Annotated in this window: 16 protein-coding genes and 1 pseudogene; 15 read left to right on the forward strand and 2 right to left on the reverse strand. The window is 70.1% G+C overall.

Going from position 1 to position 14,459, the window contains the following annotated elements; translation table 11 throughout:
• The first annotated feature begins 1 nt into the window (after position 1).
• The 7 genes and pseudogenes from ABT304_RS23995 to ABT304_RS24025 all read left to right on the forward strand — a co-directional run bounded on the left by ABT304_RS23995 (position 2) and on the right by ABT304_RS24025 (position 5,293).
• The gene (locus tag ABT304_RS23995) at positions 2 to 1,075 is read left to right on the forward strand and encodes an amidohydrolase family protein (protein ID WP_350719066.1); all 1,074 of its coding nucleotides are present in this window, start codon (positions 2 to 4) and stop codon (positions 1,073 to 1,075) included.
• A gap of 164 nt (positions 1,076 to 1,239) precedes the next feature.
• On the forward strand, positions 1,240 to 1,722 hold the full coding sequence (rpsP, locus tag ABT304_RS24000) for a 30S ribosomal protein S16 (RefSeq protein WP_160024482.1): 483 nt from the start codon (positions 1,240 to 1,242) through the stop codon (positions 1,720 to 1,722).
• A 5-nt stretch (positions 1,723 to 1,727) separates the two neighbouring features.
• Entirely contained in the window at positions 1,728 to 1,970 is a 243-nt protein-coding gene (locus tag ABT304_RS24005; protein WP_008363327.1) for an RNA-binding protein, read from the forward strand.
• Positions 1,971 to 2,185: 215 nt separating this feature from the next.
• Positions 2,186 to 2,746: a ribosome maturation factor RimM gene (gene rimM / locus ABT304_RS24010; protein ID WP_201451068.1), complete on the forward strand. Its 561-nt coding sequence runs from the start codon at positions 2,186 to 2,188 to the stop codon at positions 2,744 to 2,746.
• A pseudogene (gene trmD / locus ABT304_RS24015) lies at positions 2,743 to 3,411 on the forward strand (tRNA (guanosine(37)-N1)-methyltransferase TrmD); the annotation flags it as partial. The gene rimM and the pseudogene trmD, both read left to right, overlap by 4 nt.
• Before the next feature lie 102 nt (positions 3,412 to 3,513).
• A complete protein-coding gene (locus ABT304_RS24020) occupies positions 3,514 to 3,900 on the forward strand; it encodes a GNAT family N-acetyltransferase (protein WP_350719136.1) in 387 nt (128 codons plus the stop codon).
• Between the two features lie 133 nt (positions 3,901 to 4,033).
• Positions 4,034 to 5,293: an ammonium transporter gene (locus ABT304_RS24025; RefSeq protein WP_350719068.1), complete on the forward strand. Its 1,260-nt coding sequence runs from the start codon at positions 4,034 to 4,036 to the stop codon at positions 5,291 to 5,293.
• A 57-nt stretch (positions 5,294 to 5,350) separates the two neighbouring features.
• Here the strand turns inward: ABT304_RS24025 and ABT304_RS24030 are convergent, their stop codons facing one another.
• The gene (locus ABT304_RS24030; protein ID WP_350719070.1) at positions 5,351 to 6,562 is read right to left on the reverse strand and encodes a Fic family protein; all 1,212 of its coding nucleotides are present in this window, start codon (positions 6,560 to 6,562) and stop codon (positions 5,351 to 5,353) included.
• A gap of 278 nt (positions 6,563 to 6,840) precedes the next feature.
• On the opposite strand from ABT304_RS24030, the gene rplS reads away from it, so the two are divergent.
• From rplS to ABT304_RS24070, 8 genes are all read left to right on the forward strand, one after another.
• Positions 6,841 to 7,191: a 50S ribosomal protein L19 gene (gene rplS, locus ABT304_RS24035; protein ID WP_091050100.1), complete on the forward strand. Its 351-nt coding sequence runs from the start codon at positions 6,841 to 6,843 to the stop codon at positions 7,189 to 7,191.
• A gap of 139 nt (positions 7,192 to 7,330) precedes the next feature.
• Entirely contained in the window at positions 7,331 to 8,233 is a 903-nt protein-coding gene (lepB, locus tag ABT304_RS24040) for a signal peptidase I (RefSeq protein WP_350719072.1), read from the forward strand.
• The gene (gene rnhB, locus ABT304_RS24045) at positions 8,230 to 8,922 is read left to right on the forward strand and encodes a ribonuclease HII (RefSeq protein ID WP_350719074.1); all 693 of its coding nucleotides are present in this window, start codon (positions 8,230 to 8,232) and stop codon (positions 8,920 to 8,922) included. Before lepB ends, rnhB begins: the two co-directional genes overlap by 4 nt.
• A 3-nt stretch (positions 8,923 to 8,925) precedes the next feature.
• On the forward strand, positions 8,926 to 9,234 hold the full coding sequence (locus tag ABT304_RS24050) for a DUF2469 domain-containing protein (protein ID WP_045550889.1): 309 nt from the start codon (positions 8,926 to 8,928) through the stop codon (positions 9,232 to 9,234).
• A gap of 139 nt (positions 9,235 to 9,373) precedes the next feature.
• On the forward strand, positions 9,374 to 9,739 hold the full coding sequence (locus ABT304_RS24055) for a YraN family protein (protein WP_160024477.1): 366 nt from the start codon (positions 9,374 to 9,376) through the stop codon (positions 9,737 to 9,739).
• Positions 9,739 to 11,322, forward strand: coding sequence for a YifB family Mg chelatase-like AAA ATPase (locus ABT304_RS24060; RefSeq protein ID WP_350719076.1), 1,584 nt, complete (start codon positions 9,739 to 9,741; stop codon positions 11,320 to 11,322). The genes ABT304_RS24055 and ABT304_RS24060 overlap by 1 nt, the downstream gene beginning before the upstream one ends.
• Positions 11,319 to 12,491: a DNA-processing protein DprA gene (gene dprA, locus ABT304_RS24065; protein WP_350719078.1), complete on the forward strand. Its 1,173-nt coding sequence runs from the start codon at positions 11,319 to 11,321 to the stop codon at positions 12,489 to 12,491. The genes ABT304_RS24060 and dprA overlap by 4 nt, the downstream gene beginning before the upstream one ends.
• A 29-nt stretch (positions 12,492 to 12,520) precedes the next feature.
• A complete protein-coding gene (locus ABT304_RS24070; protein WP_350719080.1) occupies positions 12,521 to 13,483 on the forward strand; it encodes a tyrosine recombinase XerC in 963 nt (320 codons plus the stop codon).
• Positions 13,484 to 13,537: 54 nt separating this feature from the next.
• On the opposite strand, the gene ABT304_RS24075 is transcribed toward ABT304_RS24070, so the two are convergent.
• Positions 13,538 to 14,161 (reverse strand): murein hydrolase activator EnvC family protein, encoded by a 624-nt coding sequence (locus tag ABT304_RS24075; RefSeq protein WP_350719082.1) that lies wholly within the window; start codon positions 14,159 to 14,161, stop codon positions 13,538 to 13,540.
• Positions 14,162 to 14,459 lie beyond the last annotated feature (298 nt).

Raw genomic sequence — 14,459 nt, forward strand, 5'->3', positions numbered from 1 at the left:
CATGACTGCTCTGCGCTTCTCCGGCCCGGTCCTTCCCGATGGAGAGGTGCGGGACCTCTACGTCCTCGACGGCCGCATCACCTACGAGCGGCCGTCGGGGGCGGAGACCGGCGCATCGGGCTGGATCGTCCCGGGTCTCGTCGACGCCCACTGCCACATCGGGCTCGGTCCCGACGGCGCCGTCGACCAGGAGACCGCCGAGGCGCAGGCGATCGCCGACCGCGACGCCGGCGCACTGCTCCTGCGCGACGCCGGCTCCGCCGCCGACACCCGCTGGGTGCAGTCCCGCGACGACCTGCCCCGGCTGATCCGCGCCGGCCGCCACATCGGACGTACGAAGCGCTACATGCGCAACTACGCCGACGAGGTCGAGCCCGACGGTCTGGCCGAGGCCGTCGAGCGGCAGGCGCGCTCCGGTGACGGCTGGGTCAAGCTCGTCGGCGACTGGATCGACCGTGCCGAGGGAGACCTGAAGCCGTCCTTCCCCGCGGAGTCGTTCGCCGAGGCGATCAAGGTGGCCCACGACAACGACGCGCGGGTCACGGCGCACTGCTTCGGCCACGAGGTCCTGCCCGGCCTGATCGAGGCCGGGATCGACTGCATCGAGCACGGCACCGGCCTGACCCCGGACCTCGTCGAGGCCATGGCCGAGCAGGGCACCGCGCTGGTCCCCACCGTCGCCCAGCTGGAGATCTTCCCCGACCTGGCCGCCGCCGCGGCACCCAAGTTCCCGACGTACGCCGCCACCATGGAGGACCTCTACGCGCGCCGTCGCGAGACGATCATGAGCGCCTACGAGGCAGGGGTCGCCCTCTACGCGGGCTCCGACGGTGCGGGAGCCCAGCTGCACGGCGTACTCCCGACCGAGGTGCTCGCGATGCACCGGCTCGGCCTTCCGGCTGACGTCGTCCTCGGGGCCGCCTCCTGGCGCGCGCGGGAGTGGCTCGGCCACAACCCCGGGCTCGCCGAGGGCGATCCCGCAGACTTCGTCGTCTACGACAGCAACCCTCTCGACGACCTCGCCGTGCTGGCGCGTCCGGCAGCTGTCGTACTCCGGGGGAAGGTCTACGCCTGAGATTTCGCCGCTCCCGGCGACCTCTGGCAAACTGAGCTGTGTGTCCTGTGCGCAGGGACCCTCTCACCCAGCGCAACAGTGCCCGCCGAAGTTGCCTGACGGGTGTCCCCACACCGACACGGGCCTCTTCACCCATATTCGATTCCAAAGGAATACCACCAACAGTGGCTGTCAAGATCCGCTTGAAGCGCCTGGGCAAGATCCGGGTTCCGCAGTACCGCATCGTCATCGTCGACTCGCGCAAGAAGCGCGACGGCGCTGTCATCGAGGAGATCGGTCTCTACCGTCCCAAGGAGGAGCCGAGCTTCATCCAGGTCGACTCCGAGCGCGCCCAGTACTGGCTCGGCGTCGGCGCCCAGCCGACCCCGGCTCTCGAGGCGATCCTCAAGGTGACCGGCGACTGGCAGAAGTTCAAGGGCCTCCCGGGCGCCGAGGGCACCCTCCGTGTCGCCCCGCCGAAGCCCGACAAGCTCGAGCTCTTCAACAAGGCCCTCGCCGAGGCTCACGCCTCCGCCGGCGCCGAGGCCGTGACGAAGAAGTCCGCCAAGAAGGCTGAGGAGCCCAAGGCTGAGGAGCCCAAGGCTGAGGAGCCGAAGGCCGAGGAGCCCAAGGCCGAGGAGACCCCGGCCGCCGAGGCCGAGGCCTGAGCAGCATGCTCGCCGAAGCTCTCGAGCACCTCGTCCGAGGAGTCGTCGACAACCCGGACGAGGTGAGCGTGCGCGACAAGCAGCTTCGTCGCGGCTCCGTCCTCGAGGTCCGGGTCCACCCCGACGACCTCGGCAAGGTGATCGGCCGCGGCGGCCGCACCGCCACCGCGTTCCGTACGGTCATCTCAGCGCTGGCCGGCAAGGGCGGCGCGCGGATCGACTTCGTCGACGTCGACGGCGGTCGCTGAGCACCGGCTGCACCAACTCACGACAGGCGCCATCCCCGTTGCGGGGTGGCGCCTGTCGCTCATTTCGGGGGCCGGGCGCCGTGTAACACGTCGTTCGTAGTACTACTCGCCCTATTGGGACGACCGGATAGTGCTACGAACAACGTGTTACAGCGAGCCGGCGGACCCACGTTGAGGAGTTCGGCCCGACGTACGCCACCCTCTAGGCTCACCTCGTGGAGTTGATCGAGGTGCTGGTCGGACGGATCGGCAAGCCGCATGGCATCCGGGGGTTCGTGACCGTCGAGGTGCGCACCGACGAGCCCGACCGGCGGTTCGCCGAGGGCACGGTGCTGCGGGCGCAGCCGCCGAAGGGATCGGCGTACGCCGCCAAGCAGCTGACCGTGGAGGGCGCCCGTTGGCACGGGCAGGTGCTCCAGGTCGCCTTCGAGGAGATCACCGACCGCAACGAGGCCGAGGCTGCTCGCGGGACGCTGCTCTTCGCCGACGTCCCGGCCGAGGAGACTCCCGAGGATCCCGACGAATACTACGACCATCAGCTCGTCGGCCTGACCGCCTTCGACGAGGAGGGCCGCGAGCTGGGCACGGTGAAGGCGCTGGTCCACGGGGGAGCCCAGGACCTGCTGACGATCCGCACCCCGGACCGGCGCGACGCGCTGGTGCCGTTCGTGAAGGCGCTGGTGCCGGTCGTCGACCTCGCCGAGAAGAAGGTCGTCATCGCCGACCGTCCCGGCCTGGTCACGCCCTTCGCCGAGGACGAGGACGACGCCAGGTGAGGCTCGACTACCTCACCATCTTCCCCGACTATCTTGCCCCGCTCCGGCTGAGCCTGCCGGGCAAGGCGATCGAGTCGGGGCTGCTGGAGATGCACGTCCACGACGTACGCGACTGGACCCACGACCGCCACCGCACCGTCGACGACACGCCTTATGGCGGCGGCGCCGGGATGGTGATGAAGCCGGAGCCGTTCGGCGAGGCCTTCGACGAGCTGGCGATCGACGGTGCGACCGTGATCGTGACGACTCCGAGCGGTGAGCCGTTCACCCAGGCGCTGGCTCGCGACCTGTCGACCCGGGAGAGGCTGGTCTTCCTGCTCGGCCGCTACGAGGGCATCGACCAGCGCGTTCTCGACCACGCCGCCACCCGCGCCGAGGTCCGCGAGATCTCCCTGGGCGACTACGTGCTCAACGGGGGAGAGGTCGCCGCCATGGCGATCACCGAGGCCGTCGTACGCCTGCTCCCCGGGTTCATGGGCAACGCCGAGTCGCTCGTGGAGGAGTCCCACGAGGACGGCCTGCTGGAGTACCCGGTCTACACCAAGCCCGCCTCCTGGCGTGACCTCGAGGTCCCGAAGGTGCTGCTCAGCGGCGACCACAAGCGCATCGCGCAGTGGCGCCACGACCAGGCGGTGGCCCGGACCGCCGTGCGCCGCCCCGACCTGCTCCACGCCTCCCAGGCAGCCACGGAGTGGGAGATCGTGCCCGCCGTACGCGCCGACGTCCCCGAGCTGCACACGCTGCAGCTCGCCTGCTGGGTGCAGGAGATGCACGACAACCCCGGCGTCGAGATCCCGCCGCTGCACGAGTCGCTCGAGGACACCGTGCGCGCGCTGGAGACGCACGACGTCTACGTGGTCCGCTCCGCGGGGCGGCTGGTCGGCTCGGTCCGTGCCCGGCTCGAGGGCGACGTGTGGGAGATCGGACGGCTGATGACCGCCCCGGACCTCCAGGGGCGAGGTCTCGGGCGTCAGCTCCTGGACCACATCCAGGCCGTGGCCCCGGCGACCGCCACGACGTACTCCCTCTTCACCGGAGCGAAGAGCGAGCGGAACCAGAGGATCTACAAGAAGGCCGGCTTCCGGCTGCGCCGCGACCTCGACGCGCCGCCAGGAGCTGTGATCCTCACCAAACCCAGGCGAGCAAGTAGATAACAAGTCACATACATCAGTGGCCTGTTACGTGTCTGTAACATAAAGAGTTTGTTACCGAAACGAGGGCTCGACAGGATCCGGCGAAACGTGTGCTCGGCTCACGCGATCCGAACCCCGACCCTATGAGGTACGAATGACTACCGATCTTGCATGGCAGCTGCTGTGTACGGCACTCGTGCTCTTCATGACTCCTGGTCTTGCCTTCTTCTACGGCGGCCTCGTGAAGTCGAAGAGTGTCGTGTCGATGATGATGTTGAGCTTCGGCTCTCTCGGCCTGATCACCCTGCTGTGGGTGCTCTACGGCTTCAGCGGCATCGGAACCATCTCCGAGTCCGGCATCACGAACTTCTTCGGCAACCCGTTCCAGGACTTCGGCCTGACCAGCGCCTTCAGCGACCTGGTCACCGAGTTCGACGACGGTACGCCGGTCGAGGAGTCGACCAACTTCTTCGGCGGGCTCGCCTTCGGCGGCTCGTTCGCCATCATCACCGTGGCGCTGATCTCGGGTTCGATCGCCGACCGGGCGAAGTTCTGGCCGTGGCTGCTCTTCGCGGGCATCTGGGCGACCGTCGTCTACTTCCCGGGCCAGGCCTGGGTGTGGGCCCTCAACGCCGACGGTGACTACATCGGCTGGATCGGCAAGTGGGGCGCTCTCGACTGGGCCGGTGGCACGATCGTCCACCAGGCCGCCGGTGCCGCCGCGCTCGCGCTGGCGCTCGTCCTCGGTCAGCGCAAGGTCGGCTTCTCCAAGGAGGAGACGGCTGCTCACAACGTACCGCTGGTCCTGATCGGCACCGCGATCCTCTGGTTCGGCTGGTTCGGCTTCAACACCGGCGTCCCGGGCACCACCCAGGGCCAGACCACCCTGATCTTCCTCAACACCCTGATCGCCCCGGCCGCGGGTCTGATCGGCTGGATCATCGTGGAGAAGTTCAAGGACGGTAAGTCCACCGCCGTCGGCGCCGCCTCCGGTGTCGTCGCCGGTCTGGTCGCGATCACCCCGGCGTGTGCCCACATCGCGCCGATCTGGGCGATCCTCCTCGGCCTCCTCGTCGGCGTCGTGTGCTGCCTCGCCGTCGAGCTGAAGTGGAAGCTCGGCTTCGACGACACCCTCGACGTCGTCGGCATCCACCTGGTCGCCGGTTTCATCGGCTGCATCTACCTCGGCTTCTTCGCCCAGGTCGGCGGCACCGGCCTCTTCTTCGGCGGCGGCTTCGACCAGCTCATCAAGCAGCTCGGCTCCTCGCTCGCCGTGATCGCCTTCGCGTTCATCGTCGCCTACGTGGTCGGCATGGCGATCGAGAAGACCATCGGTTTCCGCGCCAAGGAGGAGGACGAGGTCGCCGGTATCGACCTCGCCATCCACGAGCCCGGTTACCAAGAGGTCGGCTGACCTCTTCAGTTCCACGAGGCCCGTCCCGGTTCGCCGGGGCGGGCCTCGCGGCGTACCTCAGCGCGGTCCGTACGGAAGCTGCCTGGCCTGGTGCTGGATGCGGGCGCTGAGGTCCTCGACCTCGGCCAGGACCGCCGGCGCGACCCACACGGGGGAGCGGCGGGTGCGCTTGGCGCGGGTGAGGATCCCGGCCTGCTCCAGACCGTCGATCGTCTCGGTGGGGTCCTCGATCCCGAGGTTCTTGGTGACCAGCTCCGCGTTGAGGATGGGCTCCTCGGTGAGCAGGTCGAGAAGACGGTACGCAGCAGACCCGGGCCGTGGGTTGCCGGCCGCCTCGCCCCAGCCGCGCCGGATGCTCTCCAGCGTCTCTGCCGTCTTCCACGACTCGGTCGTCGCGATGGTCGTCGAGGCGGCGAGCATGGCGATGATCGTGGACGCGGTGCCGGCCCGGTAGTCGTTGAGGGCGGCGAAGTAGCGGTCGCGGTGGGCGACGAGCGCCGAGGCGATCGGGACGGCCAGGTGGCGCGAGGCGCGGCGCCGGCGGAGCACGGCGTGGATGAGGGCACGCCCGATCCGGCCGTTGCCGTCGATGAAGGGGTGGATCGACTCGAACTGGGCGTGCACGATCGCGGCCTGGGCGATGGGGGAGAGGTCGTCGCGGTTGGCGAAGGCGACCAGGTCCTCGATGTAGTCGATGACCGTCTCCGGTGGCGGTGGCACGTGGAGGGTGTCGCGGGGCGCGTAGTCGGAGCCGCCGACCCAGTTCTGCACGACACGGAACCTGCCGGCGTTGGCCGCCTCGTCGGGATGGCGTGCGAACAGGTCCCGGTGAGCGCGCAGGATCGCGTCGGAGGTGAGCTTGCGGGTCGTGTCGGCCTCGCTGATCAGCCGCTGCATCGCCTGGGTCGCGGATGCCATCGAGGTGGCCGAGGAGTTGGCACCGATGCCGAGCAGGGCCCGGCCGTAGTCGGCCAGGCTGGCCTCGACGTGCTCGATCTTGGAGGAGTCGATCGCCTCGGTGCGCAGCTGCAGGTGGTTGAGCCCGTCCATCGTCCGGCCGTGGACGAGGTCGAGATGGCGGAGCGCGCCCGCGCTGGCGGTCGTCATCGCCGCCACCGGCCGCTCCAGCGCCAGGTCGAGGTCGGCGATGTGCGGCGGCAGCGCCACCGTGACCTCACGCAGCAGCCGGTCCACGCGTGGGCCGCGCGGGATCCGCTGCTTGTAGGGGAGCGTCACGTAGGTGTGCGGTGGCCAGTCGGTGTCGGTCACGGTGGCATCCTTGCATGCGGCTCCACTGCGCGGCGTACGTCTCCGCGCTCCGCTCGGTCGTCGCGATTCCCGACGGTCCGCGGCGCTGTGGCAGACTTGTGGGCCGGTCCAGTCGGCCGAAGCACGCTCCGAAGATGACACCCGGAGGTGTCGCGACGGGCTCCTGCCACAGGGGGAACCGTACGCCGCCGGCCAGCGTGGCTGGACCACCGCCAAAGATCGCCCTGACCAGGGCATGGATGACCGCGATCGGCCTGTGGCGAGCGTGAGGAGAAATGATGAGCAACGTACTCGCTGAGGTCGGCAACGCCTCCAAGCGCGACGACCTGCCGGAGTTCCGCGCCGGTGACACCGTCAAGGTTCACGTCAAGGTCGTCGAGGGCAACCGGTCCCGCGTCCAGGTCTTCCAGGGCGTCGTGATCCGCGTCCACGGTTCCGGCATCGGCCGCACCTTCACCGTCCGCAAGGTCTCCTTCGGCGTGGGTGTCGAGCGCACCTTCCCGCTGCACTCCCCGATCTTCGAGCAGATCGAGGTCGTCACCCGCGGTGACGTCCGTCGCGCGAAGCTCTACTACCTGCGCAACCTGCGCGGCAAGAAGGCGAAGATCAAGGAGCGCCGCGAGGCGTGAGCCGGCTGGGGCTTGATCGGCGGAGCGCAGCGACGCCCGATCTGCCCCAGACCGAGGCGAGAGCCTCGGAGGTCTGAGGGTTTCCTGAGCATTGCGAGTCGATGAGGCTCGTTGTGGAGGGAGTCTCTAGACTCACCGCGTGACTTCGAACGACCGCGATCCTTCCGTCGGCGTCGGGCCCCAGGCCCGCTGGGACGGGCCCGAGATGGGGGGATCGCGGTCGTTCTCGTCTTCTCCTCAGGCCCCGCGCTGGGCCTCTGAGCAGCCGGGCCCGGCCAGCGGCCCGCGCCGCGAGGAGGAGCACAAGCCCCGCCTGTCGGCCTGGCAGGAGGGCATCGTCCTGGTCGTGCTGGCCATCCTGGTCGCGATCGTCGTGAAGGCCCTGTTCGTGCAGGCCTTCTACATCCCCTCGGAGTCCATGGAGCCTGGGCTCCAGGGCGGACCGTCGGTGGCGACCGACGACCGGGTGCTGGTGGAGAAGCCGTCCTACTGGCTCTCGGGCACGCCGCAGCGCGGCGATGTCGTGGTCTTCTCCGACCCCGGCTCCTGGCTCGGTGTCGACGAGTCGGCCGGCCCCAGCAATCTCTTCGGCAAGGCGCTCGCGGTCATCGGTCTCTACCCCGAGGGCGGCCACCTGGTGAAGCGTGTCATCGGGGTTCCCGGCGACGTCATCGAGTGCTGCGACAAGCAGGGTCGGCTGATCGTCAACGGTGTCCCGATCGACGAGCCGTACGCCCGGCCCTCCGAGACCAAGTGCGGCCGTCCCAACAAGGAGGGTGAGTGCTTCGGGCCGATGCCCGGCAACCGCCACTGGGAGGCCGGTCCGGTGCCCGAGGGTTCGCTGTTCGTGATGGGGGACAACCGGGCCAACTCGGCCGACTCGACGGTCCACATGTGCACGGCCAACGAGACCGACTGCGCGCTGGTGCCCTGGGTGCCGGAGGACAACGTGGTCGGCAAGGTCGTAGCCTTGGGATGGCCGTTGGACCGGGCGAAGTGGATCCACCGGCCCGAGAGCTTCGAGGACGTGCCGTCACAGTGAGCAGTGCGCCAACCCTGCGCGTCGAGCGGTCGATGCTGCGCGACGGCGTCACCCATCTCGGTGCCGTCGACGAGGTGGGGCGCGGCGCGCTCTGCGGGCCGGTCTCGATCGGGATCGTGGTGATCTCCGCGGCGACCCGCACAGCACCCCAGGGCGTACGCGACTCCAAGCTGCTCACTCCCGAGGCTCGCGAGATGCTCGCGCCGAAGGTGCGCCGCTGGGCGGTCGACTCGGCCGTAGGGCACGCGCTGGCCTCCGAGATCGACGAGGTCGGGATCATGGCCGCGATGCGGCTGGCCGGTCAGCGAGCGTTGAGTGCCCTGGACGTACGTCCGGACGCGCTGCTGCTCGACGGCAACCACAACTATCTGACCCCGCCTGTGCAGGAGGGCCTCTTCGGAGAGGTCTCCCAGATGGTGGAGGAGGTCGAGGTGCCGCCGGTGACGACGATGATCAAGGCCGACATGAAGTGCGCCGCCGTCGCCGCCGCCTCGATCCTGGCGAAGACCTCGCGCGACGCGCTGATGGTTGCGCTCCACGACGAGTACCCCGACTACGCCTGGGCCGACAACAAGGGCTACTCCGCGCCCGCTCACATCGCCGCGCTGGAGCGCCTCGGGCCCTCGGCATATCACCGTCGCTCGTGGAGTCTTCCCGGCGCTTCGCCTGTGTTGGCTCTAGAGTCTTAGATCATGAGCGCGGAGGATCTCGAGAAGTACGAGACCGAGATGGAGCTGACCCTCTACCGCGAGTATCGCGACGTGGTCGGCATCTTCAAGTACGTCGTCGAGACCGACCGCCGCTTCTACCTGTGCAACCAGGTCGACGTGCGAGCGCGTACGGACTCGGGAGACGTCTACTTCGAGGTGTCGATGAACGACGTCTGGGTGTGGGACATGTACCGGCCGGCCCGGTTCGCGAAGGCGGTCAAGGTGCTCACCTTCAAGGACGTCAACGTGGAGACGCTCAACCCGACCGACATCGATCAGCCGCTGGACTGACGCCCGGCTGATCTCGGGCCAGTTACCGTCCACAGGGCGATCTCGATCCGGGGTTATCCCCAGGCGCCCCGGAACCAGCCCGGATTGTCGGTGCTCGCGATGAGTCTGGACCTCGAAGCCGAAGGGCAGGAGGTCCATGATGAGTTCAACGGCGCCGGCGCGGATCGCGCTGGGAAACTACGGCGAATCGGTCGCCGAGAGGCATCTGGTCGAAGCGGGCATGACCGTGCTCGACCGCAACTGGCGATGTGCCGATGGGGAGATCGACCTGGTCCTGCGCGAGGGCGACACCCTCGTCGTCTGCGAGGTGAAGACCCGCAGCCATGACGGGTGCGGCACTCCGCACGAGGCGGTCGACAAGACCAAGCTCGACCGGCTGAAGCGGTTGGCGATCGCCTGGCTGGAGCAGCACGACGTGCGAGCGCCGGGGATCCGGATCGATCTCGTCGCGGTGATGCATGCGCCTCGTGGGTCGGCGCTGGTCGAGCACGTCAGGGGCCTGTGATGGGATACGCGCGAGCTCATGGCGTCGCCCTTCGGGGAGCGGTCGGCCACTTGGTCGACGTGCAGGCCGATGTCTCGCCCGGCCTGGTGGGGGTGACTCTGGTCGGCCGTGCCGACAGCGTGCTGGCCGAGGGGCGCGACCGGGTCCGGATGGCGATCATCAACTCAGACCTCGAGTGGCCCGCGACCAAGCGGATCACGGTGCTGCTCTCGCCGGCCGACCTGCCGAAGGGCGGGTCACACTACGACCTCGCGATGGCCTTGGCGATCCTCGCGGCCGGTGGCGAGCTCGAGACGATCGGGCTGGAACGCACGGTGTTCATCGGAGAGCTGGCGCTCGACGGCGGGCTGCGGCCGACCTCCGGTGTGCTCCCGATGGTGCTCGCCGCCTCCCACGCCGGGATCGCTCGGGTGGTGGTGCCGGAGCCGCAGGTGGCCGAGGCGCGGATGGTGCCGGGGATGGAGGTCCTCGGGTTCCGGTCCCTGGGCCAGGTGGTCGCCGAGCTGCGCGGCGAGCCGGTGCCCGACGCGCCGCCGGTCGCGACCGGCACCGGCGGCAGCCTGCTCGGCTGGCGGGGTGACCGCAGGCTCGACGACATGGACATGTCCGACCTCCGCGGCATGCCCGAGACCCGGTACGCGGTCGAGGTCGCGGCGGCCGGTGGACACCACCTGCTGCTCAAGGGACCGAAGGGCTGCGGCAAGACCTCGATCGCCGAGCGGATCCCGACGATCCTGCCCGATCTCTCGCGTGAGGAGTCGCTGGAGGTGATGGCGGTGCAGTCACTGGCCGGGGTGCTCGACGTCGACCGAGGGCTCCTGACCCGGCCGCCGTTCGCGGCTCCCCACCACGATGCCTCCAAACCCGGCATCGTCGGCGGCGGCACCGGCCGGGTCCGCCCGGGCCAGGTCTCGCTGTCCCACGCCGGCGTCCTCTTCCTCGACGAGTTCCCGTTGTTCAAGAGCGACGTGATCGAGTGCCTGCGCGAGCCGCTGGAGAGCGGCGACATCACGGTGTCGCGAGGCGAGGAGTCGGTGACGCTCCCGGCGCGCGCCCTGGTCGTGCTCGCCGCCAATCCGTGCCCGTGCGGCAACTTCGACGCCTCCATCACCAAGGACGGCTGCATCTGCAGGTCCAACGAGCGTCAGTCCTACGAGCGGAAGGTCTCCGGACCGATCACGGACCGCATCGACATCATCCGCACGCTGCGGCCGATGTCCGAGCAGAACCATGACCCGTGGGGCTCGGAGACCAGCGCCGACATCCGCGAACGCGTCACGGCGGCCAGGCGCCGCCAACGTGAGCGCTACGCCGACTTCGGGTGGCGGTTGAACGGGCAGGCCAGCGGGATCGCGCTGCGCGACAACTGGCCGCTGCCGCCATCGGCCGAGGCGCTCATCGACTCACGCATCTTCTCCGGCGCTCTGACCCGTCGCGGCGCGGTGCGCGTGCATCGCCTCGCGTGGACGGTGGCCGACCTCGCCGGGGTCGACTGGCCGGGCGTCACCGAGACCGAGACGGCGCTCGCGCTGCGCAACGGCGGCTCGCTCACGGTCTCGGCGTTCGAGGGGAGGTCGGCATGACCGCGGCGCCCGTCGCACCGACATTCACCGATCTCGAGCGCGAGCGCCTGGCCCGGATCGCGCTGACCCAGCTGATCGAACCGGGCACCCCGCTGCTCGACACCTGCATGGTGGGATCGACCGCCACCGAGGTCTACCGACGCTTCGCCGAGGAGGACCCCGACCTCGGCGACGACGGCCTCGAAGCCAGGCTGCGGCTGGCCCAGATCCACCCCGACCGCGACCTGGAGCGGGCGGCCAACGCCGGGTTCCGCTACGTCATCCCCGGCGACGAGGAGTGGCCCACCCAGGTCGAGCGGCTCGCCGGTCAGGAGCCTCTTCAATACCGCACCGGCACCCCGCTCGGCCTGTGGGTGCGGGGACCGCTCCTGCTCAGCGATCTCGACCGGTCGGTCGCGATCGTCGGGTCCCGGGACGCGACAGCCTACGGTGCCGACGCCGCGGCGCGGATCGCGGCGGACCTCGCGGTCAACGACTTCGTGACGGTCTCCGGGGCAGCGGTCGGCATCGACTCGGCCGCACACCGGGGCGCGCTCACCGGCCCACCGGGGAGCACCGTCGCCGTGCTCGCCGGAGGCGTCGACGTTCCTTACCCGCTGCGCAACCGGCGCCTGATCGACGCGATCGCCGAGAGCGGAGCGGTGATCTCGGAGATCGCGCCCGGGTTCCCCGTGACGCGTTATCGATTCCTCTCCCGCAACCGGATCATCGCCGCCCTCGCCCGGGGCACCGTGGTCGTCGAGGCGGCAGCGCGCAGCGGTTCCCTCAACACCTCCCACTGGGCCTACAGCATCAACACACCCGTGATGGCGGTGCCCGGTCAGGTGGGCGCGATGACCTCGGTCGGCACCCACGAGCTCGTGCGCAGCGGCAAAGGCGTCCTGGTGACCGACGGTCTCGACGTACGCGAGCTCGTCGGCGACATCGGCGAGGCGGTCCCCGAGGAACCGCGTGGCCCCGTACGCCGCCGCGACTCGCTCACCTCCGTCGAGAAGCAGGTCCTCGACGCGGTCCCGGTGAGCAGCCCCTCGTCACAGCTCACCATCGCGAGGTCGGCATGCCTGCACCCGAAGACGGCCGGCACAGCGCTGTCGCGACTCGAGGCGCTCGGTCTCGTCGAGCGGTTCCCCGACGGGTGGCAGCTGGCACCGGGCGCGGCTCGCACCTGAGGCCCGAGCAACCACCTATCCTGGCTCGGGTGAGCGCTGAACCCGAGCCGGACCCGGAAGGTGGGTCCGCTGATGCGGAGCTCCCCGAGGTCTACGCCGCGCTGCTCGGGGACTATGAGCGACACCTCAGCGCCGAACGCGGACTTTCCGACCACACCGTCCGGGCCTACCTGGGCGACATCCGCAGCCTGCTCGACCACGCCGGCCGCATGGGCCGCACCGAGCCCGAGGCGATCGACCTGCGCACGCTGCGCAGCTGGCTGGCCAAGCAGCAGACGACCGGCCACTCGCGTACGACCCTGGCCCGGAGGGCCACCGCGGCCCGGGTCTTCTGCGGATGGCTGGTCCGGACCGGCCGGGCGCAGGTAGATGCCGGCGCCGCGCTCGGCTCGCCCAAGGCCCACCGAACCCTTCCGCCCGTACTGCGCCCCGATGAGGTCGAGTCCCTCATCGCCGCCGCCATCACAGCGGCCGAGGATGGCACGCCCGTAGGGATGCGCGACATCGCCGTGCTGGAGATGCTCTATGCGACCGGCGCCCGCGTCGGCGAGCTCGTCGGCCTCGACCTGGACGATGTCGACTACGAACGCCGCGTCATCCGGGTGCTCGGCAAGGGACGCAAGGAGCGGATGGTGCCCTTCGGCGGCCCCGCGGTGCGGGCGCTCGACCGTTGGGTCGTCCGTGGCCGCCCGCAGCTGGTCACCGAGTCCTCCGGTCCGGCTCTGTTTCTCGGCGCCCGCGGCGGCCGGCTCGACCAGCGAGCCGTACGCACCCTCGTCCACCGCCGCCTCGCCGACGTCCCCGGCGCCCCCGACCTGGGACCCCACGGCCTACGCCACAGCACGGCCACCCATCTCCTCGAGGGTGGCGCCGATCTGCGCTCGGTCCAAGAGCTCCTCGGTCACGCCAGCCTTGCCACCACCCAGATCTACACCCACGTCAGCAGCGACCGGCTCCGCAAGGCCTACCGTCAGGCCCACCCCCGCGCCTGACCCGCCGAGACGTCACCCGCGTCGGCCGAGTGTGTAGTTGTGGCGGGCCTCGGCCTACCGGACGGGCTCGCCGCGCCAGAGGGGGAGGAGCCGGACCGGCTGCGGTGCGTCGACGAGCAGGAGTGGGTCGAGGTAGACGTCGTCCGCGTTGCGGATCCAGCCCCAGTGCAGGCAGGCCGCCGGGAAGCAGTGGGAGCCGGCGATGCCGAGTCGGCCCAACGGCGCTCCGGCCGCGACCCGATCGCCGACGGCCACGGTGGCCACGACCGGCTCATAGGTGGTCCGCGTGGCCCCGTGGTCGACGCTCACCACCGCCTTGCCGGCGATCACTCCGACGAACGCGACCGTCCCGGCCAGCGCGGCGCGGACGACCGCGCCCGGCGATCCGGCCAGGTCCACGCCGCGATGACCCGCACCCCACGGAGCAGCTGGCGGGTCGAAGCGGCGTACGACCTCCGGCTGCGGCGCCAGCGGCCATTCGCCTCGGGGGACCTCGTCGCCTTCTCCGACCGGGCTCGGACCCTCGTCGTGACCCACTGCCCCACCCAGCGAGGCGCCGGACGGCGCCACCTCGGCACGTGGCGTTCCGAGTGCTGGGCCTGCCGGGGCGATGAGGACGACGAGGAACAGGGCCGCGACGAGGGCGCGGGCCCGGTCGGAGAGGCGGTTCGAGGTCATGACGAGCAGACAACCCCGGATCGGGGACCCGCACAACGAGCGGCGTACGTCCTGTGGATAACCCCGTCCCGAGACGCCCCTGTGGACACTGATCGGCCCGCGCCGGTGCCGGTCACGGAGGATTGGCCCGAGACACCGGTCGGCGGCTAGTCTTGGACCGGCAGCCCCCTGTGGGCTGACTTCGCACGCCAGCAGACCGCGACGGTGTCTCGCTCCGAGACGCCGGTCGCCCGCGGGCGCGGCCCTCAGTCCCGAGCGTAATGCTCAGGTCGGACCGCGTGCAGGCGTCAGGGCCCAT

Origin of the sequence: Nocardioides sp. NPDC000445 (assembly GCF_040300245.1) — a bacterium.
Lineage (GTDB): Bacteria > Actinomycetota > Actinomycetes > Propionibacteriales > Nocardioidaceae > Nocardioides.

Excerpts from the sequence above, each read along its gene's own strand:
- ABT304_RS23995 (WP_350719066.1), top strand. The coding sequence starts at position 2 with ATGACTGCTCTGCGCTTCTCCGGCCCGGTCCTTCCCGATGGAGAGGTG.
- ABT304_RS24005 (WP_008363327.1), top strand. The coding sequence starts at position 1,728 with ATGCTCGCCGAAGCTCTCGAGCACCTCGTCCGAGGAGTCGTCGACAAC.
- ABT304_RS24020 (WP_350719136.1), top strand. The coding sequence starts at position 3,514 with ATGCACGACAACCCCGGCGTCGAGATCCCGCCGCTGCACGAGTCGCTC.
- ABT304_RS24025 (WP_350719068.1), top strand. The coding sequence starts at position 4,034 with ATGACTACCGATCTTGCATGGCAGCTGCTGTGTACGGCACTCGTGCTC.
- rplS (WP_091050100.1), top strand. The coding sequence starts at position 6,841 with ATGAGCAACGTACTCGCTGAGGTCGGCAACGCCTCCAAGCGCGACGAC.
- ABT304_RS24050 (WP_045550889.1), top strand. The coding sequence starts at position 8,926 with ATGAGCGCGGAGGATCTCGAGAAGTACGAGACCGAGATGGAGCTGACC.
- ABT304_RS24055 (WP_160024477.1), top strand. The coding sequence starts at position 9,374 with ATGAGTTCAACGGCGCCGGCGCGGATCGCGCTGGGAAACTACGGCGAA.
- ABT304_RS24060 (WP_350719076.1), top strand. The coding sequence starts at position 9,739 with ATGGGATACGCGCGAGCTCATGGCGTCGCCCTTCGGGGAGCGGTCGGC.
- dprA (WP_350719078.1), top strand. The coding sequence starts at position 11,319 with ATGACCGCGGCGCCCGTCGCACCGACATTCACCGATCTCGAGCGCGAG.
- ABT304_RS24075 (WP_350719082.1), bottom strand. The coding sequence starts at position 14,161 with ATGACCTCGAACCGCCTCTCCGACCGGGCCCGCGCCCTCGTCGCGGCC.